Annotated in this window: 21 protein-coding genes; 12 read left to right on the forward strand and 9 right to left on the reverse strand. The window is 58.3% G+C overall.

Features of this window, described 5'->3' with window-relative positions; genetic code table 11:
* Positions 1–112 precede the first annotated feature (112 nt).
* The 5 genes from ACYVJT_RS13400 (at position 113) to ACYVJT_RS13420 (ending at position 3,303) form a co-directional block, all read left to right on the forward strand.
* Positions 113–568, forward strand: a complete 456-nt coding sequence (locus tag ACYVJT_RS13400) for an NAD(P)/FAD-dependent oxidoreductase (protein ID WP_343957766.1) — start codon at positions 113–115, stop codon at positions 566–568.
* Between the two features lie 111 nt (positions 569–679).
* A complete protein-coding gene (locus ACYVJT_RS13405; protein ID WP_343957714.1) occupies positions 680–2,164 on the forward strand; it encodes an MFS transporter in 1,485 nt (494 codons plus the stop codon).
* Positions 2,151–2,684 carry a TetR/AcrR family transcriptional regulator gene (locus tag ACYVJT_RS13410; RefSeq protein ID WP_343957716.1) on the forward strand — a complete coding sequence of 178 codons (534 nt, stop codon included), beginning with the start codon at positions 2,151–2,153 and terminating at the stop codon, positions 2,682–2,684. Before ACYVJT_RS13405 ends, ACYVJT_RS13410 begins: the two co-directional genes overlap by 14 nt.
* Positions 2,685–2,913: 229 nt before the next feature.
* Complete coding sequence (locus ACYVJT_RS13415) at positions 2,914–3,048, forward strand: hypothetical protein (RefSeq protein WP_343957718.1); 135 nt, start codon at positions 2,914–2,916, stop codon at positions 3,046–3,048.
* A gap of 78 nt (positions 3,049–3,126) precedes the next feature.
* Positions 3,127–3,303 (forward strand): hypothetical protein, encoded by a 177-nt coding sequence (locus ACYVJT_RS13420; RefSeq protein WP_343957720.1) that lies wholly within the window; start codon positions 3,127–3,129, stop codon positions 3,301–3,303.
* 145 nt (positions 3,304–3,448) lie between these two features.
* Here ACYVJT_RS13420 and ACYVJT_RS13425 read toward each other — a convergent pair whose 3' ends face one another.
* Positions 3,449–3,574 (reverse strand): hypothetical protein, encoded by a 126-nt coding sequence (locus tag ACYVJT_RS13425; RefSeq protein WP_343957722.1) that lies wholly within the window; start codon positions 3,572–3,574, stop codon positions 3,449–3,451.
* Positions 3,575–3,588: 14 nt separating this feature from the next.
* On the opposite strand from ACYVJT_RS13425, the gene ACYVJT_RS13430 reads away from it, so the two are divergent.
* The 4 genes from ACYVJT_RS13430 to ACYVJT_RS13445 all read left to right on the forward strand — a co-directional run bounded on the left by ACYVJT_RS13430 (position 3,589) and on the right by ACYVJT_RS13445 (position 9,208).
* Positions 3,589–5,379 carry a hypothetical protein gene (locus ACYVJT_RS13430; protein ID WP_343957724.1) on the forward strand — a complete coding sequence of 597 codons (1,791 nt, stop codon included), beginning with the start codon at positions 3,589–3,591 and terminating at the stop codon, positions 5,377–5,379.
* A 108-nt stretch (positions 5,380–5,487) separates the two neighbouring features.
* A complete protein-coding gene (locus ACYVJT_RS13435) occupies positions 5,488–5,937 on the forward strand; it encodes a hypothetical protein (RefSeq protein ID WP_343957726.1) in 450 nt (149 codons plus the stop codon).
* A gap of 328 nt (positions 5,938–6,265) precedes the next feature.
* Complete coding sequence (locus ACYVJT_RS13440; RefSeq protein WP_343957729.1) at positions 6,266–8,899, forward strand: FtsK/SpoIIIE domain-containing protein; 2,634 nt, start codon at positions 6,266–6,268, stop codon at positions 8,897–8,899.
* Between the two features lie 48 nt (positions 8,900–8,947).
* Entirely contained in the window at positions 8,948–9,208 is a 261-nt protein-coding gene (locus ACYVJT_RS13445) for a DUF1307 domain-containing protein (RefSeq protein ID WP_343957732.1), read from the forward strand.
* Positions 9,209–9,212: 4 nt separating this feature from the next.
* Here the strand turns inward: ACYVJT_RS13445 and ACYVJT_RS13450 are convergent, their stop codons facing one another.
* Complete coding sequence (locus tag ACYVJT_RS13450; RefSeq protein ID WP_343957734.1) at positions 9,213–9,836, reverse strand: DUF2249 domain-containing protein; 624 nt, start codon at positions 9,834–9,836, stop codon at positions 9,213–9,215.
* 128 nt (positions 9,837–9,964) lie between these two features.
* Here ACYVJT_RS13450 and ACYVJT_RS13455 point away from each other — a divergent pair, with 128 nt between their 5' ends.
* Positions 9,965–11,569, forward strand: coding sequence for a Na+/H+ antiporter NhaC family protein (locus ACYVJT_RS13455; RefSeq protein ID WP_343957736.1), 1,605 nt, complete (start codon positions 9,965–9,967; stop codon positions 11,567–11,569).
* On the opposite strand, the gene ACYVJT_RS13460 is transcribed toward ACYVJT_RS13455, so the two are convergent.
* From ACYVJT_RS13460 to ACYVJT_RS13480, 5 genes are all read right to left on the reverse strand, one after another.
* A complete protein-coding gene (locus ACYVJT_RS13460) occupies positions 11,541–12,344 on the reverse strand; it encodes a YwaF family protein (protein ID WP_343957738.1) in 804 nt (267 codons plus the stop codon). The genes ACYVJT_RS13455 and ACYVJT_RS13460 overlap by 29 nt on opposite strands.
* A gap of 125 nt (positions 12,345–12,469) precedes the next feature.
* Positions 12,470–13,726, reverse strand: coding sequence for an MFS transporter (locus tag ACYVJT_RS13465; protein ID WP_343957740.1), 1,257 nt, complete (start codon positions 13,724–13,726; stop codon positions 12,470–12,472).
* Between the two features lie 408 nt (positions 13,727–14,134).
* On the reverse strand, positions 14,135–15,127 hold the full coding sequence (locus ACYVJT_RS13470) for a M56 family metallopeptidase (protein ID WP_343957742.1): 993 nt from the start codon (positions 15,125–15,127) through the stop codon (positions 14,135–14,137).
* The gene (locus ACYVJT_RS13475; RefSeq protein WP_343957744.1) at positions 15,124–15,486 is read right to left on the reverse strand and encodes a BlaI/MecI/CopY family transcriptional regulator; all 363 of its coding nucleotides are present in this window, start codon (positions 15,484–15,486) and stop codon (positions 15,124–15,126) included. Before ACYVJT_RS13475 ends, ACYVJT_RS13470 begins: the two co-directional genes overlap by 4 nt.
* A complete protein-coding gene (locus tag ACYVJT_RS13480; protein WP_343957746.1) occupies positions 15,483–16,028 on the reverse strand; it encodes a hypothetical protein in 546 nt (181 codons plus the stop codon). Before ACYVJT_RS13480 ends, ACYVJT_RS13475 begins: the two co-directional genes overlap by 4 nt.
* 116 nt (positions 16,029–16,144) lie before the next feature.
* On the opposite strand from ACYVJT_RS13480, the gene ACYVJT_RS13485 reads away from it, so the two are divergent.
* The gene (locus ACYVJT_RS13485) at positions 16,145–16,906 is read left to right on the forward strand and encodes a DsbA family protein (RefSeq protein ID WP_343957748.1); all 762 of its coding nucleotides are present in this window, start codon (positions 16,145–16,147) and stop codon (positions 16,904–16,906) included.
* Positions 16,907–16,909: 3 nt separating this feature from the next.
* Positions 16,910–18,133 carry a hypothetical protein gene (locus ACYVJT_RS13490; protein ID WP_343957750.1) on the forward strand — a complete coding sequence of 408 codons (1,224 nt, stop codon included), beginning with the start codon at positions 16,910–16,912 and terminating at the stop codon, positions 18,131–18,133.
* A 62-nt stretch (positions 18,134–18,195) separates the two neighbouring features.
* Here ACYVJT_RS13490 and ACYVJT_RS13495 read toward each other — a convergent pair whose 3' ends face one another.
* Both ACYVJT_RS13495 and ACYVJT_RS13500 read right to left on the reverse strand, forming a co-directional pair.
* Positions 18,196–20,649: an ExeM/NucH family extracellular endonuclease gene (locus ACYVJT_RS13495; RefSeq protein ID WP_343957752.1), complete on the reverse strand. Its 2,454-nt coding sequence runs from the start codon at positions 20,647–20,649 to the stop codon at positions 18,196–18,198.
* Positions 20,609–21,247, reverse strand: coding sequence for a hypothetical protein (locus ACYVJT_RS13500; protein ID WP_343957754.1), 639 nt, complete (start codon positions 21,245–21,247; stop codon positions 20,609–20,611). Before ACYVJT_RS13500 ends, ACYVJT_RS13495 begins: the two co-directional genes overlap by 41 nt.
* Positions 21,248–21,366 lie beyond the last annotated feature (119 nt).

The raw sequence follows: 21,366 nt of genomic DNA on the forward strand, positions 1-21,366 counted from the left end.
GGTCGCTACCAATATTTTCGGAAGACCCCGACACCTTCCACCACCTTCACCCCCGGCGTGTCTTAAACCCTCACCCCACCCTTAAACCGGAAGAGCCGGTATTCGTTTGCCGTTGGAAGCGGCCAAAGGCGTGAGCCTTACTGCCCGCGGTGAAGGCGTGCTCCCGCAGCATCCACTCAAATTATTCGAAAAAATGGTCGCTTCGTCGCCTTATGACGGTGAAATCATGAGGTTTTCCGGCACCTTTGATGTGGGAGATCGCTCCGAGGTGGTGAGCAAGAAACGGCTAGACATGGTGGTGCGTGATGCGTTGGAGTTCTTCGAGTCTTGGTCACCCCGCGAGGTTGAGAAAGAACGTGCCGGCCACCGACCAACCAGTGCTGACGATGCGCCACTCATCGGTGCGATTCCTCGGCACGACGGACTCTATGTAGCTACGGGACACGGAACGCTCGGTGTCACGCTGGGTCCGGTGACTGCAGCGCTGGTAGCTCGTGAGCTCTCGACGGGTAAGGCCGAGGCGTTATTATGGCCCTTCCGCCCCAACCGGTTTCGATTGGTGTTTTAGGAAGATTGCGCAAAGCGGTTGAGCAAAAGGACAGCAAAGGCACACCCCGCACCTGTGGTCTCCAACACTTCACTCGAGTAACTGCACCGAACGTTTGGTACAGTTACTCGGGTGAACCCATTAACAGCACCGACAACGTCCACCCCTCGGCAGCGGTGGACCTTTCTTGCCGTCATCAGCGCCGCCCTCTTTTTGGTAGGTGCCGATAACTCAATCCTCTACACCGCGTTGCCTGAGCTGCGTGACCAATTAGGCACGACGTCGCTGCAGGGGCTATGGATCATCAACGCCTACCCGCTGGTGCTGTCCGGTCTGTTGTTAGGTACCGGTACACTCGGCGATAAAATTGGCCACCGACTGATGTTTATCATCGGCGTCAGCATCTTTGGTGTCGGGTCATTGATCGCTGCCTTCTCGCCGACCGCATGGTTCTTGATTGCCGCCCGTGCCCTGCTCGGTGTGGGTGCAGCAACCATGATGCCCGCCAGTCTCGCGCTGGTGCGCATTACCTTTACCAACGTGCGCGAACGCAACCTGGCGATCGCCCTGTGGATGTCGGTGGCCGTCGTCGGTGCGGCGACCGGCCCGGTACTGGGCGGCCTACTGCTGGAGTTCTTCTGGTGGGGCTCGGTATTCCTTGTGAACGTCCCGGTCGTCATCATCACGCTCATTGCTACTCTGCTGGTAGCGCCACCGAATATCGCGAACCCGAAGAAGCACTGGGATCTCATCTCATCGGTGTGGGCCATGTTGGCGATGGTTGGACTCGTGATGGCCATCAAAGAACTCGCGAATCCGGAGCGCGCCGCCTGGCTCTTGATTGCCTCGACCGTGGTCGGACTCATCGGACTGGTGTTATTCATCCTCCGTCAGCGTGGACTGGAACAGCCGTTGTTGGATGTCGACATCTTCCGGAACCGCATTTTTACCGGTGGTGTCCTGACGGCTGGACTCATGATGTTTGTTGTGGCCGCAGTTGAGTTGATGAGCACCCAGCGGTTCCAAACGGCCGGTGGGTTCTCGCCGCTGGAAGCCGGTGCGCTGGTAGCATCTGTGGCCGTCCCAGCAATTCCCGCAGCGTTATTGGGTGGCTCGGTGCTGCACCGAGTCGGGTTTATCCCGTTGATCTCGGGTGGTTTCACCCTGCTGGCTCTCGGGATTGCCCTGGCATTGTGGACGTTCAACATGGATTCGCTGGTGCCATTTATTCTCAGTCTGCTGCTCGTCGGGATCGGGAGTGGGCTGGCGTCGTCTGTGGCTTCGACGGCGATACTGGGTGGTGCTGCGGTAGATAAGGCCGGGATGGCGTCCTCGGTGGAGGCCGTCTCCTATGAGTTCGGCACCCTGATTTCGGTTGCGGTATTCGGCTCCCTACTACCATTCTTCTACTCACTGATGGCACCGTCAGAGGTAGCCGACGATGTTGATCACGGCGTCGACCACGCCGTGCACGGTCCGGCAGCGGTCGAGGCCTACGACGGAGCCTATCTGTCCATCTTGGCGATCGTCGGTGTCGTGTCCCTAATCGCCGCGGCACTCACGGCATATTGTTTCCGCGGCAACCCGAAAGAGGCTGATGTAGATGCGTCCGAGTAAAAAAGAAGAGATCCTGAACGCGGCTGTGGACCTCATTGAACGTGAAAACCTCGAGGCGGTGTCCTATGAGGCGCTCGCAGAAGCCTCCGGGATGTCTAAATCGGGCATCGTCTACCATTTCCCATCGCGCCACGAAATCATGCGTGGCATCCATCAACACCAGGCGGATCAATGGGAACAGGCACTCGAACGGGCGGCAGGCGGTCCAGCCAATTCAGTGGATGAGAAGACGCGACTGCGAGCGGTTGTCTTGTCCCAAAGTAGTAGCGCCACCAAGGCTGAGCTCCTGTTAGAAATTGATGCGCGCGGAAACGAAGAGTTCTCGGCTATCTGGCGGCAAGTCGATAAGCGATGGACGCCGTCGCCTGATGATATTGAAGACGACGAGGTACAGCATGCTAGTTACCTCGTGCAACTGTTAGCCGATGGTCTATGGATGCATGACTACGTGCACGAAAAACCCTTAACGCCCGCCCAGCGCAAGGCCCTGACCGGTCACATCCTTGGCATGCTGGATTAACATCTGCTCAGGTGCGTCCACAGTCGGATTAGCCAGGTGCCGCCCAAATTGAGTGACGTAAAGGTTGCCGGTCATAATCTCCGCACCGAGAATGACCGGGACCACCGGACTACCTTGCACGGAAGAGCACCAAGTCTGCGACTTCAGCATCCTGGCGTGCCAGGGTTGTCTTGTACACGGTGTTCTCACCGGACAGCTCCCGGTAGCATTGCTAGCAGGAGGGATTATTATGACATCGATCAGTGTGTGGCCAAACCTCGCCCAAGCGGTGCGAGCGCGATTTGCCGAGATCGGTGGGACTCAGTTGGAGACGCCATCGCGTACAGAAATGCCTCGCCCGGCCGATCTGCCGGAGCAATTGTGATTGTTGTTGGACCACGCGCGTGGCGCTCCAAATTCTATGGCGAAGGGAGCCATCATGCGGCACGATGGAGGCATGCACATGTCAGCTGAATTGGTTACGCTCGTCCTGGTGGGTGTCGGCTTCGTGATAATCTACGGCGGGATGATCTTCGCTGGCCTGGCATGGTTTCTGCGGCGCATGGGTGAACGGTTCGACAAGCTGGACCAACGCTTTGACGAATTGGACTGTGAGCTGCGTACATTCTCAGCTGAATGACGTGAAGGTTGCTGTGGCTCGGCTGGAAGGTCCACCCCGGCGACTGATCTTTCCGCATTGACGGTCGATGCCCCTAGCTTCTCGAGCATGGTTGCCTCTCGTTTTGCGTGATTATGGTGGACTTCACCGCATAACCCTGTATCGATTACGCCGATAATTGGTGGTGTAACACCAGTTCTTCGTAGAGGTCGAAACCGGTGGTGCGAGTGCCATCGGCCAGTACGGAAATGCAGGAAGTTAGTGGGTAGGCTCGCATTGAACGATGACGCATTGTAGTCTCGTGACATGACAGATGCGCCTTCGCCTTTTGATGATCCAGAATTTGTAGAAATGCTCAAACGTTCCGGTGTGACTCATCGGCCCGGGATGGCACAAGAGTTGATGGACGAGATTGGTCCTCTGCTTGCGGCGGATGGCTTTGATATGGAAAACCCTGACCAAGACGTGGACTTGGAGAACTTGAATGCGGCCATGGGTCGGGCCGTAGAGCGTCGCAATATGGAACTTGTGACGCCGGTGGGTGCGGCACGGGCACTCACCGTTGCTTTGTTGCGCGAATTCGTCAACGTATACACGGCTGAGGATCGGCAACTGCTTGACAGCATATTGGGGCGGCTCCGCCCTGACCCAACGCCACGCCACCCGAGTTTTAGCCACCTGATCGGAGTAGCGCTGGAGAAACTTGATGCCTGGTATTCCGATGAGGCACTTCGCGCTGCGCTCACTCGGATCCCTTCTGCGGATACGCCCGCTGAGGTGAGGCCTGCGATATCTGACCTTGAAGCATTGGCACGCAAAGGGCGCGCATTCCGATCGATCGAACGTTTATTGGTCCAACACAACGGTGCGATCCTCGCTGCAGCAAGTGCCTATTTGGTGGCGGTCACGGTTGCGGCCGTGACGGCTCATCGACAGCAGCCCGTTGGGCTGGTGCTTGGGGAAATGCTGTCAGACGAGTCCAGCAGCGGCGGTTTTGGCACGGGTACAGCATTTGGTGCCGCTGCAGCACAACAGGTGAGCGCGCAGGACCAACTGGGCCAGTTTGAGAATTGGCTACTCGAAAATGAGGACCTAGCGATGAGCGCGCCCGAAGATATCGAGGTCTTTGAGACGATTGTTGACTCAGCTGCGCTGTGGAACTTGGACCCGTTTGATGCGGATGATTTCGAAGAACTCATCGATATGGTGCTGCAACTTGAAGACTCTTCTGTTGCAGCGTGGAGCCTGGCCGTGCTACATGATTACGTGCATTTCCGGTTGGAAGGCGATGATGCGCGATCGTGGGAAGAAGCCCATGAGATTATCAATGATATTGCTGGTGATACAGCGAGTTTGCCTCCGCAACTGCAGACTCTGTTGGATGGACTTGAGGATATTCCTGCCGAGGAGCGTTATGCAGCGGTAGTCTCTACACCGTTGATTACCGGGATCGCGAGACTCCAAGAGTGGATAGGCAAATCTCAACCAGTGACGGGTACGGGTATGCCCAAACGCGCTGACATCGGCGTTGTTGCTGCCATGATCGGCATCGATGCGGAAGGCGTAACTAATAAGCCGCCCGTGGAGGTATCAGACGAGGCCCTGGGGAATCTCGACCTGTCAAAACCAGCCCCACCCCAGCCCACGTTGCAAGTCCAGTCCGCAAAAGACATCGGCGCGCTCCGTGCCTGGTGGGCAGCTTTAGAAATACACGCAGGTATCGAGCTGACTTCCACAAGAGTGTATCCCGGGGCTATGACAGAAATCCTGGCAGCTCCACAGATTGAGGATCTGGAACCAGTAGAAATGTTCATCGTCAGTTATATCCGAGAATATTTACTGGGCGAAACTGATCAGTATTTTGGAAACATTGCAGTCAGACACACCGTTGGACAGCTCTTGTCGTTGGCTGAAGTGAGTGACAACCCTTCGGCTGAAGACCCCTTCTCAGCATTCTCTATCAGGCATCTTCGGAACTTTGAGTCGATGGGGCTATTGGAAATTCGAGAGTCCCAACTATTCATTCCTGAACCATTGCGCCCCGTCGTAGTACTCGGAGCGATGCTCGCTATGACCGATCTCGAGCTGGCTCAGTAGCAGTATCGCCCCGCCCCAATCGGACATTTTCCGGTTGATTGTTCAAGATTGAACGAGATAGAGTAGTTTGCGGCGCATCACCCATCCAAGGAGAGTGCTCAAGGCTCCATGTTCCACAAAAATATTCTGGCTATCGTGCCCGTTGCCGTGCTGTTCATGCTCGGCGTGACTGCGTGTTCATCCGGCAATGACGTGGCAGTTTCTGGTGATAGTCAGGTCGCTGCGGGAACCGCTTCAACGGATGAGACCTGCGAGCAGTTCATCGAAGTCAACGAGCGCTACAACGATACCGACATCGAGTCGATGAACGACGAAGAATTGCTCGCCAACATGAGCGCAGGGGCTACAGAGATGGATGAGATTGGCGAAGCCTCTGAGAACCTCGAACTTGCAACAGCCATTGGCACCATGACGGATGCCTTGCGTACCGCAGTTGAGACTGGTGAGGGTGACATAGCCGCCGTCGATGCAGCATTTAAAGAGCAGATTCAACAAGAAGATGTGCAGCAGGCTGCAACAACACTCGATGAAACCTGCGATGCCGGGATAGGTTTCTGAATTTCCAGTTCCGCATTATGGTTTTGGGCTCCGGCGTAAAACTTGAAAGTAGCAGATGAATTTTTGGAACACTGGTCTGACTTGGCTCGATCCGCGTTAAATGGCTATTTTTCCCGCCGGAATACTCCGATGAGTACCAAAAGTTAAAACTCCTTCCGTTATACTCGACCGGGTGCGTCCCAGGGTCGTGCTATTTTGCATGCCTAGGTTGCCACCATCATGTGAAAATATTGTCTCAAGTATCCCTGTGTGGTTGCTTGTGCTGTGCACAATCGATGGAAATCCGAGGAACGACATCAGCTATCTCGAATTCAGTCGGGGAGGAGCCGTGTATGCCGGATTGGCGGATGCCCAGCAGTGTGCCCGCCGGTTGGCCCAGTTTGAAGACCCCGAACTCGTGGTGCCCGGTGCCTCCCTGCCGTCACTGGTGCGACTCCCGGAACTGTTGGATGTCGGCGAGCTGAATGCAGAAACCATCCAAGATCTGTGGAAATCGCCTGGTATGTCGACCCCGGTGGGGTTGGGCGAGAAAGGCCCGCTGTCCCTGGATATCGTCAAGGACGGCCCCCACGGGCTGGTTGGTGGCACGACCGGTTCGGGGAAGTCCGAATTCCTGCGGTCCTTCATTGCCGGGTTGGCGGCGCGCAATAGCCCGGAGATGCTGAGCTTTATTCTCATTGACTTCAAAGGTGGGGCCGCATTCAAAGCCGCCGAGCGACTGCCGCACACGATTGGCACCATCAGTAACCTCGATGAGCAGCTGGCCGACCGTGCGTTGCGGGCACTCGAAGCCGAAATGGAACGTCGTCAGCGGCTGTTCGCCGAAGCCGGCGAGGATATCGACAACCTACCCGCGTATCTGGCGACGAATCCCGCCGAACCGCTGCCCCGGTTGCTGTTGGTCATCGACGAGTTCGCGATGCTGGCCAAAGACTTCCCGGATGTCTTGGCCTCACTGGTCAGCGTTGCCGCGGTGGGTCGAACCCTGGGCGTGCACATGATTCTGGCCACCCAGCGCCCGGCGGGTGTGGTCAACGATGACATCCTGGCCAACACCAACCTGCGCGTGGCGTTACGTGTGCAGAGCCGTGAAGACTCCCAAAACGTGATTGGTGTGCCCTCGGCTGCCAGCATCGAACGCTCCCAGATGGGGCGTGCCTACGTGAAGCTGGGACAAGATGACATCACTCCGGTCCAAACCGCACTTGTGACGGGCAAAGCCCAAGATCAGGTGGCCGAACAAGTCGAAGTCAGAGATATTGGACTGTTCGGTCAACCGATCCCGCGGAAAAGCTCGGGGGCACCGAAGAAATCTTCCAGCGATGAAAACGACTTTGATCTGCTCATCGATGCGGTTCTGGCCGCCAATGAAGCCGCCGGTTTCGCACCGCCACGGCAAGTGTGGCCCGAAGCGCTCGGCGAGCGAGTACGGCTGGACGGCTACGATACCGCGGTAGAACCCGGGCCCGGTGCACGCCCCGTGCCGGCCGTCGGCGGCGTCAACGGGAACATGGTGCAGGTAACCCTGGCCGATGAGCCTGACCTGCAACGACAATCGCCCACCGGCTGGGACATGGCCGAAGGCAATCTATTGGTGATGGGCGTCCGCGGCAGCGGGACCACTACGACGCTGACCAGTATTGGACTCGCGCTGGCCGAATCGAAATCCCCCGAGGAACTCGATATCCTCTGTCTGGATGTCGGTTCGCGTGGGCTCGAGGAGCTCGAACATCTGCCGCATACGGTCGCCTATGTGGGCGCCGGACCGGGTGCCAAAGAACAGCAAGTCCGGTTCATGCGGTTCATACGCAGCGAGTTCCACCGGCGCCGCGAATCTGCCACCCGACAACGCGATATGGTCATCATGATCGACGGACTGGCAACCTTCAAAGACGAATTCAGTGATTTCGAGGGCCAAGAACACCTCGATGCCCTGTACCGGGTCTACGCCGATGGACCCGGGGTAGGTATGCACTTTGTGGTGACGACGACCCGTGCGAAATCCGTCCCCCCGGCCATGGACGAAGTCACCACCCAACGCTGGGTGTATCGGCTGGCCGACGCCTATGACTACTCAGCACTGGGTGTCAAAGGCAAAAACGTGCCCGCTGAAGTTCCCGGGCGCTGCGTGGATGTGAACACTCTGCTCCAAATGCACGTGGCCACACCAGACCACGGACTCGAAGCCGCCGTCGCCCAAGCGATCGATCGTTGGGCGGACGCCACACCGAAGCCCGACGTGATCGGCACCCTGCCCAATAATGTGGCCGCAGCAGATCTCGCCGACACACTGGATCTGAGCCAAGAACCCCTGCGCATCCCCGTGGGCCTGTCAGAAGATACGCTGCAACCCGCCGTGCTCGAAGTGTTCGAAGAAGAACACATCCTCATCGGCGGACCAGCACGCAGCGGGAAATCCAGTCTGCTCTGCGCCATCGCCGAACTGCTGCTGGGTGCTCCGATCGATCAGCGCCCCGCCGTCTGGGGGATCTACAACCGACGTTCCCCACTTCGCAACGTGGCCTTCGACAAATCAGCATCCAACCAGGATGACATTCCGGCCATGCTGGCCGCACTGCGGTTAGAACAAGGCCCTGTCTTCCTGCTGATCGATGACGCCGAACGCGTCGAAGACCCCGATCAATCCATCAGCGCTCTGTTGACTACCACGACCCCACGCGTCTGCGTCGTCGCCGCAGGCCGCGCGGGCGATCTGCGCTCGCAGTATGGCCACTGGACCAAGAAACTGTCAAAATCCCGGTGCGGTGTCGTGCTGCAACCCGACGTCGATTTCGACGGTGACCTGCTCAACGTCAAACTGCCACGTCGCGCGCCCGTCGCCCTGACCACAGGCCGTGGGTACGCCGGTCTTGCCGGGACGGTGACACTGATCCAATCCATGAGCCCAACGGCTCACGTGACTCAACCCGACCAAACTGCAAGGGTCACGGTAGAGTCGTAACTCGCAAAACCCGCTGTGTCATCACAGCATCTAAAGGAGACACCCCTGATGAACGCCACAACACGCCGCGTTGCCAAGAAATTCACCGCCCTAGCAGCACTGCCAATTGCCGCAGCACTGACGCTGTCGGCCTGCGGTGAGGAAGAAACCGAAACCTCATTCACCAATAGCCAGAATGGTATCGAGATCACGATGACCTACACCGCCGTCGGCGATGAGGTGACCAAGCAGACTACGACCAACGAGATTGACTACGAGGCAGCCGGACTGGGTGGCAAGGAAGAAGCAGGCTTCACCGAAGTCGAGTAAGACTTCACGAACGGTCTGGTGCCGCGGTGATGTTCAGGGTTGGTTTGCGCTGATGGACGGTCAAGTACTGCATGCCGTCGGGTCCGGCGACGAACCGCCGCTGGGCATACTTTGGCAACCAGATGAGATTGCCCTGCTGCAGTGCGATGACGTCCAACTCGGTGTGCAGCTCCCCTGAACCACGCAGGACCAGGATCAACACATCGAGGCTTGGTCCTGCGTGCAGGGCAATCTCATCGCCGGCCGGGAGTGCGATGATATTTGAGTCGAGATCACGAGCACCTGGCTCTAAGCGCCAAATGGATCCTCCCGTTGCAGGGTCGGTCGCCTCGCCGAGTTTCCGCGTATTGGCTACGACACGGGGCAATGCAGTGCTCGCGAGTTTGGTGAGGCGCACCCGGTAGGCGTCATCGGCCGACGGTAGGGGTTTCCAACGGCAAGCCCCGGCCAATTCTCGATCTAACTCCTTGCGGAGGCCTTCTGGTTCCTGATCAGTCATCACCACCATCGACTCTCCGGTGACGAGTTGTTCGTAGGCTTCGAAGATGGCCCGATGACGGTGTTGAGGTCGCAGCGGGCGGACATCGATGTCCCGCGCGTTGGGCTGCTGCATTCCGGTATCAGACATGGCTACCTCGCTGTATGTTGAGGGGTGGATATTCGCCATGCTACTGGTGCTTTGGCTGGATGTGGAGTCGCTTTGGCAGCTGATAGTGTTATGGAACACTTCGACAAAAATCTTCAGAAGGTGTGGTCGTGTTAGAGGCATACCCCATACTCACGTTGTTACCCCCGTTCGTGGCGATTGTGCTGGTCATCGCCACGAAAAAAGTGCTGACGTCGCTTGGTGTTGGCATCCTCGTGGCCGGATTGCTCATTGCGGACTTCAACCCGCTGACCATGGTCACAACGATAGGACAAGCCATCTTTGGGCTTGTTTGGGTTGATGGGGCGGTGAATTGGTACACGATTCTGATCGTGGCCTTTCTCTTTCAACTCGGAATCGTCACCGCGCTGGTCATGATGTCCGGTGGTGCGGCAGCCTTTACCGAATGGGCGGCGAAACGCATCAAAACGCGCCGCGGGGCGCAAGTACTCACCGGGCTGCTGGGCATGCTCATCTTTATTGATGACTACTTCAACGCTCTGGCTGTAGGACAGGTGGCACGGCCGATTACCGATCGTTATCGCGTGTCACGTGCCAAGTTGGCATACCTGATTGATTCGAGTTCTGCACCGGTCGTTGTGCTGATGCCGCTGTCAAGCTGGGGCGCCTCCATCATGGGCATCATGGCTCCGTTGCTGACTGCGTCAGCTCTGGTCTTGACGCAGGTTGAAGCCTTCGTCCTGGCTGCGGCCATGAACTATTATGCGATTGCAGCCCTTGTGCTGTTGTGGCTGACCATCACGTTGGGCTTGGACTTTGGCAGTATGCGCAAGCAAGAGACCCGTGCTATACGTGGCGACGGGCTGCACAACCCCAACGAGACTGCGCCAGCTCAGCTTACCGATACGATGCCGTTGCACGATCGGGGCGCCATACGCGCGCTGCTGCTGCCGTTCATTGTGCTGTTCATCGGTGTGGTCGTCGGGATGTATGTCACCGGAGGCATCCTCGGGGACAGCTGGGGCGTCATAGACACTTTGGCTGCAGCCGATGTGGGGATCGCACTGAACGTTGGTGGCCTGGGCGCATTGGCGATCGCCGGTTATTACTGCCTGCGATACACCAAGAACAACCCAACATTCCAGCGGGGCACACGACGTCGCGGCACCTATCACGGGGCCAAGTCCATGCTGCCCGCTGTGCTCATCTTGCTCTTTGCGTGGGTGCTCGCCGATCTGATCAGTGTGATGGGCACCGGAGAATACCTCGCGTCTGTTGTGGACGCCATGGCCGTCCCCGCAGTGTGGCTCATCCCAGTCTTGTTCGTAGTGGCAGCTATTATGGCGTTTGCTACCGGAACTTCGTGGGGTGCATTCGGCATCCTGCTCCCACTGGCCGGTGAAATGATGAACGCAGTGCCAGGCGGCGACGCGTTTCTGATCGCAAGCTTTGGTGCCGTGCTGGCCGGTGCGGTGTGGGGCGACCACAGTTCGCCCATCTCTGACACCACGATTCTGTCGAGTACCGGAGCTGCTTGTTCGGTCGCCACCCACGTCTCAACCCAACTGCCCTATGCTTTTGTTGGTGCGATCTCAGCGTTGGTCGGTTACGTCCTCTACGCACTCACCGAAAGTGGCGTCGTCGGGCTGGTCACTACGCTCGTGGTGGTTGTGGCAATCGCCCTCGTGCTGCGCAAAGTCCGGCCACCGCTGGAAGACTCGACGTCTACGGTTGCAGCATCTGCTCAGCACTAGTCGGTGTTGTGGTGTCCCCGGCAGGTGGTTTTCGTCGTACCGTCGCCCACCGGTCTGCTACCAACGCACTCCGCGCTGTCTTGGTTTGGAAGGGCCACGTCATCAGCGCCCACACCACCGCGATGATCACCGCTTCCCACAGAATATACGCCGGCCAGGGACCCAGAACATCGAGAATAGATGGTCCTTCGGGTGCACGACTCAGGTATGCATAGTTCGCCCCGGTAATCGCATTGACCAGAATCGCAATACCGGCCCATGCAACGGTCGCGGCATAGGCGACACCGTAGCCACGCCAGGTTGGACGATACCCTAGACCCCACACAAAGACGATCGGCACAACCAGTGCGGCAATGTGCAGGAACCAATACACCGCGAACTCTAACACCGGATAGTCGAAATAGTTGAGGTCCGGTGTGATGACCGACTGCAGATTGAGGGTCAGACCCCAGAAGAACGTGATGGCGATCGCCCAGCCGGCGCGAGTCAGCAGCGCGATCGCGGTGATCAGGCGCAGCGCATCAGAATAATGAAACGGTAGGGACTGTTCGATGTTCCATTGGGCGGGCTGCATGCCCCACAGTGTCCACACCACGGTGATCACCAACATGGTCCAGCCTGCGATACTCAGGAAACGGTCTTCGTGTACGGTTCCGCGGATGCGACGTGCCCAGACAACCAGTGCCACGGCGACGATGACAGTGAGGACGAGGACGAGGCTATGCTCAGCACCGTACGGAGTCATCCGCCCGGCCGGTTCAACTGCGTTGCCCATGCACTATATTGTAGGCTCAATCGTTGGCACGAACAGGTACCATGACCTAGCGATAACGATATGTGTGGGCGAAACTCAATGCCCTGGTGCTGACCGTTGTTGCGTTGTTCATGTGCCGAGGAGTTTTAAGCTTGTGCATCGATTTTGGGTGCCAGGATGATGGCAGGGATGATGATCAGCGCGAGAATACCGCCGATAATCGTGACGACGCCAAAACCTCCTGCGCTCATCAGGACACCAGACAGGGCTCCGGAACCCGCACCGAACAGCTGATACCAGACGTCAATGCTGCCTTGAGTCTTAGCGCGCGTTTCTGGTTGGGTTCCATGGACGATCAAGGTGGTGCCGGAGACGAGCCCGATATTCCAACCGATGCCGAGTAACACCAGAGCAATGATCAGGGCGGCAAGACTTTCTCCGGGCGCAAAGGCACCGACGAGGCCGGATGCCAACAAGATCAGACCGCCCGAGATGGCCATGATCCGTGGCCCGATTTTATCGACCAGCGGCCCGGTGACCAGCGATGGCAGCCACATTGCACCGACGTGGAGCCCAATGACGAGCCCAACAGCGCCCATGGAGTGGTCATGTGCGCGCATGTGCACAGGCGTCATCGTCATAATGCCGACCATGACGATCTGCGAGATGACCATGACTGAGGCGCCGACACGCACGAGACGAGAGGGCTTATCCTTCGGCGTTTGGACAGTGATGGTGTCGGCTTCGGGGTTGGCTTGGGCTTCGAGCTGTTTGGCCACCAGGTACGGGTCCGGGCGCAGCCACGTCACGAGAATGAGCCCGGCGGTGAGGTAGGCGACGGCGGCCAATAAGAACGGTCCCGCGAGCGTGGGGAGCCCGAAGCGTTCGGCGAGGCCGCCCAGTGGTTCGATCAGATTCGGGCCGGCGACCGCTCCGATGGTGGTGGCGACCATGGCCGTACTGATCGCGGTACCTTTGCGGTTCGCCGGAGCCAGGTCGGTGCCCGCATAGCGGGCTTGCAAGTTGGTCGCGGTGCCCGCGCCATATAAAAATAGGGAGATAAACAACAGGACTGGGCTGACAAAGTGTGTGGCGGCCACGACGCCGATGGCGCCGATCCCGCCGGTGATGAATCCGAAACCCAGCGCCTTGCGGCGTCCGGTGCGCTGGGCGGCGCGCCCCACGAGAAATGCGGTCAGTGCCGCGCCGAGTGTAAACAGGGCGGTGGGGAGCCCCGATAACGCGTCGCTGCCCAACATGTCCTGGGCGATGAGCGCGCCTACTGAAATGCCTGCGGCCAGCCCTGCCCCGCCAAACGACTGACTGATCAGTACGGTGGTGAGGGTTCGGCGGTGCAGTTGTTGTCGCCGTTGGGGCGTTATCGTTTCAGTCGGCGTGGTCACGGACGGTGGCTCCTGGGGAAATTGATGTTACGGCATTGATCGGTACGACAGACCGAGCAGCGTGCGTGTGGTCGGCCGTACCGGAACTGTAGTGGCTGCGTTTAGGCAACCTGGTATATGCGGATCTCCGGGTCGGCACTTAGGTACGGGATAATCCGCCGACGACGTCGGAAGTGAACAGCTCAGTCGACAGGTAGGCGTCATCGACCTGCAAGGTGGTCTGGAGATATGCAGCCATTATGCGCCTCACTTTCGTAGACAGATGTACTGGGCCTCGACCGAGACGGCCGACGCCTTTGCAGGGCATGTTGAAGGCGCCATCCGTGCTGGGCTCACCGCCACTCAACAGGTCATGGAGTCATAGGGCTCAAAGGCTATCGGGGTGGCGTTGCTGGGCCAGCGACACGATTACATCAGACAGCCGTCGAGCACCGCTTGGAGATACGGCAGATGCACGATGACGCTGCCGGCCAACAGGATGCCCACCGCTGTGAACATGGCGGTCATGGCTACGGCGCCGTGTTTGCCATTGGGCGGTGCAATGAGATGTCGGATCCGATCGATACCGGCCGCGTGCAGCGCAACCGAGCCACAGGTGCCATGCGCTGCAGCGGGCCCGGATTTCTCGCCGATTTTTAGCAACGCACTGGCCAATATTGGCGTACTGGTCTGCTCACGAGCAGCGTTGTCTGCAGCCATTTCCAGGTAGTGCGGAATTGCGGCGTTGATGGTCGACACGAGCGGGATCCAACGCAGCGGCCTCGTGGCTCCATGCAGGATGTTCAAGATGACGTGATGGCGCTGGCGCAGATGAGCGGCTTCGTGCGTGAGGACCGCGGTCAGTTCGTCGTGGCTCAGTAATTTCAGCAGGGCCGTGGACACGACGATGCCCCCGGCACGATGTGTCAGTGTGAAGGCCGTTGGTTGGTCGTGCGGGATCACGGTGACTGGTTGTCCGGCAAGCTGCGTTTGGGTGGCTCCTGCACGCAAGGTATCGTAAAGTTCGCGACGCTGTTTCGCGTTGCGACGGAAGGTACGGTAGCCGCTGAGCAGCATGGCCAACACCAGGAGCAGAGGTAGCGCCAGCAGCAGGACAACCGGTATGAAGGTGTCAAACGATAGTCCGGCTGGCAAGGGATTTGCGGCGTCGAGACAGCGTTGACACACCACTGCTGAATTGCCGGGCATCAGTCCGCTGGGGCCAGATAACCCCCATGCGAGCATGGGTCCAAGGGCTGCGAAGCCTACGAGCCAGGTGGCCAGCGTCGTCAATAGGACTCCGACCGCAAGGCGTGGTTTGAGCATTAGCGCTGGGGCAGCCTTGCGGATCACGGCTCCGCCGGCTAGTCCGCTGACCAGCACGGTTACCGAGAGCACTGCGACCATGATGAGTGTCGTCATGGTTGCCCCAAATAGTTGCGCAACATTTGCAAGCCGTCTTCAGGCATATCTTGCACGAAATGCAGGATCGAGGCGGCTTTGTCGTGACTCGTGTCCAGTGCTTGGTGCATCTGTTGGGCAATGTATTCTTCGCGACCCACTTGCGGAACGTAAAACACGAACCGTCCGTCGTGCTGGCTGCGCACCATATTTTTCGTCCGGAGGTTTTGCATCACGGTGGCGATCGTCGTATAAGCCGGGCTGGAGGGGAGAGCATCCATGACCTGGCGGACGCTGCGCGGGTGCGCTTGCCATAGCAAGTTCATAACCTGCTGTTCCAGTTCGCCCAGTTGAGGGGCTCCATGGGGCGACGTTGTCATAAGCCGGCGTTTTCCGTTTCTCGAGTCAAGCGTGGTTCCAATGATTTGGCCGGTGACACACTGCAAAGAACTTGTCCTTTGAGGCGCCACACGAGGGCAATACCGGTCAGCAACAGCGCTGCGATTCCCAAAAAGGGCTGAATCGGGGTGAAGTATGTGATCGCCCCAGAGTAGCCGAATGCCATCAATGCTAACTTATTGCACACCGGGCAGCCCACCGCGAACCAGGAGAGTAATCCCCCGACCACGCCGAACTTCCCCTGCCGAGACGGCGGGTCGGCTACCTCATCGTCGGAAGTCGTCGATGAGCCCGGACGAATATAGGTGGCCAACAACATGCCACTGAGCACCGAGGTGATGATCCAGACCGGATAGTTCCACCACACGGGAGGAATGTCACGGGCAAATAATGGATTTGGGATCAGGACCGTAGCGATGCCGATGAGCAGACCGATGCCAATGGCGGCGAGTGCGGCAACGAGTATTTGACGCCGGTTCCATTGCCGCAGCGCCTGTTGAGCGTATCCGAAAGTCTTGAACATGCTATCTACTATGCCTCATAGTAACGAGCATGTATAGTAGCCCACTGAATCGTTACTCTTTCGGATAGAAGACAAGGTGCTCTGCGGAGCATTGCGTCGAGTTGCAAGGAACAGTTTTGACACAGCAATCCTCCCGCTCCACACCCCCGTGGTTGCTGCCCATCGTCGTGGGCGCCCTCGCACTGGTTGTCATCGCATTGGCATATTTCATGTTTGCTGGTTCCGATGATGCGGAGCAGTCTGGCGCGACGGACACCACGGAGGCCACCGGCGACAGTGGCGGTGTTGTTGACGTTGCTCCACAATCAGAAGGCGACCAAGTCGATCTGAGCCACGTTGAACAACGCGATACCGAAGATCCATTGAGCATCGGCAGTGTCGATGCTCCGGTGGCGATGGTGGTGTTCTCGGATTATCAGTGCCCATTTTGTGCCACATGGAGCCACGAGACATTGCCGGTCATGATGGACTACGTTGAAGACGACGAATTGCGCATCGAATGGCGCGACCTCAATGTCTACGGCACGGACTCCGAACGAGCATCGAAGGCGGCATACGCGGCTGCACTCCAAGACACTTTTTGGGAATACCACGATGCATTATATCCCGATGGTGAAATCCGCGACGCTGCCGATCTGAGCGACGACGCTCTCGTTGAACTAGCCGCCGACCTTGGATTAGACACCGAGCAGTTTACTCAGGATATGCAATCTGAACAGGTACAAGAACAGATCACGGCGAACGAGAGTTTAGGCACCGAACTGGGTGCCTATTCCACGCCGTCGTTCATTGTGGATGGTGAACCAATGGTTGGGGCACAACCCACTGACGTGTTTGTGGACGCCGTTGATGAAGCTGTTGCTCAGGCATCCGGGTAGAAGATGCGCAGTAGAGTCACATCACCCGTCTGTATCGGGGTCGTCCTCACCGCCGCAGTGGTGCTCAGTGCATGTAGTTCGGGCCAGCAAACCGAGCTGTTGCCGGACTATGAACCGGAGCCACAGCAAGTGAACAGCCCGGCTGTCACTACCGATACATCGGACCTGCGGTTACCCTTACAGTTAGCCGAAGGGCAAGTGGTCGCACCCGGTTGGCGCACGCCACCGCACACCGCCGACGGGGTGTCGTTGTCAGCAGAACATCACGAGGACGTGCTGACGTTTCGTGCTGTGGATGCAACCGGCACGGTGCTGTGGGAGGCCCAACGACCGCTCAGTTGCACCGGGTTTACGTTGACCTCTGATGGCGACCAGTATTTGGCGGTCCTGACGGATATCGACGCTGAGGTCCAAACGTTTGGGCACACCGTGGCTTCCGGATACGACCTGCACTCTGGTGAGCAGATATGGGGGCCGGTAGAGGTGCCAGGCCCGCATCAGGGTCCCGGCACAGTATTTGCGTCGCCGCCCGAAGCGGCCATGGGAAGCAATGGGCCCAAAGTGGTCTTGGATCCTGCGACTGGCGAAGTGCTGCTGGATGAGCGCAACACGCAGGACATCCGTATCTTGGGGGAGTTCTACGCCACCATTCTCGTGGCGCACGACGGCGACGTGAAGGCCTACGCCGCGTCCACCTTGGCAGATTCGGGTTTGGACGGTGACCCGCAGTGGAGCTTGCCCATTGCCGACCACCAGTGGGACGAAGAGCAGCTGAGTGTGAGCGTGCCCAGCCCGAATCCGGGGCTGGAAGACGATGCGGGAGCCGTACTGATCGGCACCGATTCCACCGATCGCGCGCTGGTTCGCCTGGGTGATGGGCAGCTGCTGGCTGAAGAACTTTCCGATGCAGGACAGGATCCCTCGAGTCAGACCTGGGTGACCTTGGGGCAGGAACTTTCCGGCTACGACACCGAGGGAGAGCTGCTATTTCAAGAACCGCAGGAAGGACTCGAACTCGTCGGCGTCGGTGCGGCCATTGCCTATGTGGAAAATCCGGACGGCGATATTGAAGCACGCAATGTGATCACCGGCGCCTTGAGTCGATCCTACGATCCACAAGATACCGGTGAGCTGGTCGTCCCGCACATGATTGAAACAGATGGTGCTGCGATTCTGGAAGGGCCAGATAGTTATTATCTGGTCCCGGGCGCTGAGGGGTCTGAGTAACGCATCGGCCCCAGATGTCGTGTGAACACGAGACCTGGGGCCGAGGGGTTGTCTTGCGACGCTTAGTGGTGGCGGCGGCTCATAAACAACGCTGAACCACCAACGACTAGTAGCAGAACCGCTACGGAAGCAAACAGCAAAACGCTGTTCGCGCCGGTATTGGCCAGGTCGCCATTATAGGCGGACTCGCCAAGCTCTGCTGGTGGTTGCTCGCCTGGGCTGTCCGTCTCTGGTGTCTCGGTTTCCGGTGCAGGATTATTGGAGTAGACCTCGAAGGATCCGTTCAAGGTATTCTCGGCCTCGTCACCGTAGCTGGCAACCACATCGTAGGCTCCAATGTAGGCGTCGATCTCGGCGGAGTTCAGGCCGGCCACGTGCCATTGGGCCACGCCGTCATCATTGGCAACAGCAGTGTGTTCGTATGGTTGCACGTTCCCGGAGCGTGGCGTGACGGTGAACTGCACTTGTTCGCCGGGCTCTAAGCCATCGACGCGCAGCAGCACGCCACGCTCAGCATCCTCGTCAGAGCCGATGAAGTCCTCCACGGCGATACGCTGTGGCTCAATACTCAGTGAAGGATCGAGTGGAGCCTCTGGATCAGAAGGATCCGTTGGGTCGGTTGGATCCGAAGGCTCCTCTGGATTTGTAGGCTCTTCTGGGTCTGTAGGTTCCTCAGTGTCACCAGCGGTCAGGGACAAACCAAACAGCACCGGATCGTGGTCCGACGCACGGTACGGGCCGGGTTCGTAGATTTCCTGGTGTGCAGGCTGTTTGAATTCGGTGGTGTAATCGAAGATCGGCACTTCATCCGAGTTTGCATGCCATGAGGTCGCACCGGTGATGAATGGCATCAGTTCTTCGCCGGCCATCGCGTAGTCGAGGTAGCCCAGTTGGCCATCGAAAACATACGAGTAGGCTTCTGCACCGTCGAAGTGCGCCCGCAGATCCGTGTAGCCACCGTCTTGCAGTGCCGCAATCGGTGCCTCCTGGTCATAGGCGTTGAGGTCACCGGTGATGACCGGGTTCGGCATATCTTGGGTGTCGACCCAATCGACGAGTGCTTCAGCAGCGGCGGTACGTTCAGCATCGCACGAGCCCACGAGATGGGTGTTGTCGCCTTCGCTACCGCATTCGGAGCCCTTGGACTTCAAATGGTTCGTGACCATGGTGAACTCGTCGAGCTGATCATCTGTGCTGTCAGCGTTGGCGACCGGCGCGAAGGTTTGGGCCAGCGCTGGGCGATGGCGGGCAGTGTCGAAGCGATCATCAACGGTGGCATCCAGCACGTAGAAATCACCGACCGGCTCAACCGCATCCGCCTGGAAGATGATGGCTGTGGTGATTTCATCGGTGCCCAGTTGACCGGTTTCGATGGCCGAATAGCGGTCTTCGCCCACGCGCTCGTTGAGGGCATTCACAAGGGTGGTGACGGCCTCGTCGTCGTTGTTCTCAATTTCCATCAGGCCCAGGACATCGGCGTCCATGTCGGCGATGGCCGAGACGATCTTGTCTTCCTGGCGTTGGAACTCTTCGGCGTTGTTGGCGCCACGCGAGCCCATGGTAGTGAAGTAATTCAGTACGTTGAACGCACCCACGGTGACGTCGCCGCCGACCTCGGGGACGTCAGGACGCTCGAGGTTTGGCACGTGTTCAGCGCCGCCAGTCTGCTGGATTTTCCACTCTTCGAAACGGTAGTCGAGCACACCGGTGATATTGCGGAAGGTGTCGCCGCCGCGGAAAAAGTTCTCTGCGGTGAACTCTTCACCATTGAGGTGCATGGCAGGATCCGGGTTTTGATCGGAACGCCCGTCATCAATTTTGATGCGGTTGGCCATGTTGGATTCATAAAGTTCTTGGGCCTCTGCCGACCCGGGTGAGTGCATCGCGGTTGGCTGGAACTGACGCTCAGGGCCAACGACGGTTTCGCCGTAGCGACCGAACTGGTAGGTCTCCAACACGACGGCTTCTTCAACGTTGACGCGCATCGATTCCATAGCCGGGAAGTCGCTGTCGTCAAGTGGGAAGGTGACATCAAGTGGTTCTGGCAGTTCTGCGGTGCCGCATTCGGCGATCTCGTCTGCACCAATCTGCGTCAGCTCGTAGTGTTCACCGACTTGACCCTCAACGGCGACCAGTGTGCCGGGCTCAGGTGCGGTGCCGTTCGGATCGTAGACGAAGATGCCTTCCGACGTGGCTGGGTTGCCGTCGTAGTCTGCCGCTTCTTCCTGGACATAGAAGCCATTCTGGGATCCGGCGTTATTGGTGAAATCACCGGTTACGACACCCTGGACGGTGACCGTTTCATCGGTCATATCGGTGCCCTGGCCTTCGCCTTGAATCTCAGAGATCAACGTGAAGTCGGCCTCGCAGACTTCACCCGGTTCTGTGGGTTCAGTTGGCTCTGGATCAGGTTCGTTGCTGTCGTCTTCGTCTGCAAATGCCTCATTGGCTGTGCCCGGGGTATTCCAAGCTTCGTTATTCGCCGCGTGGCTCATCGGCGGCAGAAGCGTGGTCAAGGCCGGCACCGTTATAGGCGTTTGGCACCCAGGTGTCGGAGCCGTCTGGCATCCGGCTCGCCCCACCCAGGGTGCCGGTGTACTCGTCAAACTGCGTGGCGCGCAATTCGGTGCCCCACGCCATAGCGCCGCTGTCACCATCGTGAATGCCGACGACGTCGAGGAACTCAACGCCATCGGGAGCCGTGAGTTCACCCTCAAGGTTCTCGTCCAGCGTGGTGCCTGTTGATACCGGACCATCGGTTAGGGCGATCGTCAATGACCCATTCTGCAGACCGTTGGTCTCAGTCGTCAGCAGCAAGCGGCCGTCTTCGTCGGCATCCAAATCAGCCAGCGGATACTCGTGCACAACGCTGCCCTGGTTGCTGTTTTGGTCGCCTTCCACACCGATAATGTGGAGGTCGGAGGTGTCATAATTTTCAGGTACCAGAACTTCGACATATTCGAGCATGTCGGAGCCGGAGGTGTCGGTGACAAATTCGTTGATGACCGATTGCTCATCAACGATATTGGCGTGGGCGGCGGGGATACCCACCAGTGACACAGCGCTGACCGCCGCAACGGCACAAGTCGCCGTGAATTTGGTATGCGTACGCATAGGTCTACTTCCTCTTAAGGTGTGGAGTCAGCGGTCATCCTATGCATCGAAAATTCTTTCAGGCGGCCTGCGGGTAAAACCAAGATGAATTATGTATTCAAGCAGGACTCTGTGACTTC

Source organism: Yaniella soli (genome assembly GCF_054782375.1).

What these genes read in the sequence shown, in the direction of transcription:
- ACYVJT_RS13460 (WP_343957738.1), bottom strand. Translation starts at nt 12,344, where the DNA reads ATGGGCAACGCAGTTGAACCGGCCGGGCGGATGACTCCGTACGGTGCT.
- ACYVJT_RS13490 (WP_343957750.1), top strand. Translation starts at nt 16,910, where the DNA reads ATGCGCAGTAGAGTCACATCACCCGTCTGTATCGGGGTCGTCCTCACC.
- ACYVJT_RS13430 (WP_343957724.1), top strand. Translation starts at nt 3,589, where the DNA reads ATGACAGATGCGCCTTCGCCTTTTGATGATCCAGAATTTGTAGAAATG.
- ACYVJT_RS13410 (WP_343957716.1), top strand. Translation starts at nt 2,151, where the DNA reads ATGCGTCCGAGTAAAAAAGAAGAGATCCTGAACGCGGCTGTGGACCTC.
- ACYVJT_RS13480 (WP_343957746.1), bottom strand. Translation starts at nt 16,028, where the DNA reads ATGTTCAAGACTTTCGGATACGCTCAACAGGCGCTGCGGCAATGGAAC.
- ACYVJT_RS13475 (WP_343957744.1), bottom strand. Translation starts at nt 15,486, where the DNA reads ATGACAACGTCGCCCCATGGAGCCCCTCAACTGGGCGAACTGGAACAG.
- ACYVJT_RS13420 (WP_343957720.1), top strand. Translation starts at nt 3,127, where the DNA reads ATGTCAGCTGAATTGGTTACGCTCGTCCTGGTGGGTGTCGGCTTCGTG.
- ACYVJT_RS13415 (WP_343957718.1), top strand. Translation starts at nt 2,914, where the DNA reads ATGACATCGATCAGTGTGTGGCCAAACCTCGCCCAAGCGGTGCGAGCG.
- ACYVJT_RS13445 (WP_343957732.1), top strand. Translation starts at nt 8,948, where the DNA reads ATGAACGCCACAACACGCCGCGTTGCCAAGAAATTCACCGCCCTAGCA.
- ACYVJT_RS13500 (WP_343957754.1), bottom strand. Translation starts at nt 21,247, where the DNA reads ATGCGTACGCATACCAAATTCACGGCGACTTGTGCCGTTGCGGCGGTC.
- ACYVJT_RS13435 (WP_343957726.1), top strand. Translation starts at nt 5,488, where the DNA reads ATGTTCCACAAAAATATTCTGGCTATCGTGCCCGTTGCCGTGCTGTTC.
- ACYVJT_RS13470 (WP_343957742.1), bottom strand. Translation starts at nt 15,127, where the DNA reads ATGACGACACTCATCATGGTCGCAGTGCTCTCGGTAACCGTGCTGGTC.
- ACYVJT_RS13425 (WP_343957722.1), bottom strand. Translation starts at nt 3,574, where the DNA reads ATGCGTCATCGTTCAATGCGAGCCTACCCACTAACTTCCTGCATTTCC.
- ACYVJT_RS13450 (WP_343957734.1), bottom strand. Translation starts at nt 9,836, where the DNA reads ATGTCTGATACCGGAATGCAGCAGCCCAACGCGCGGGACATCGATGTC.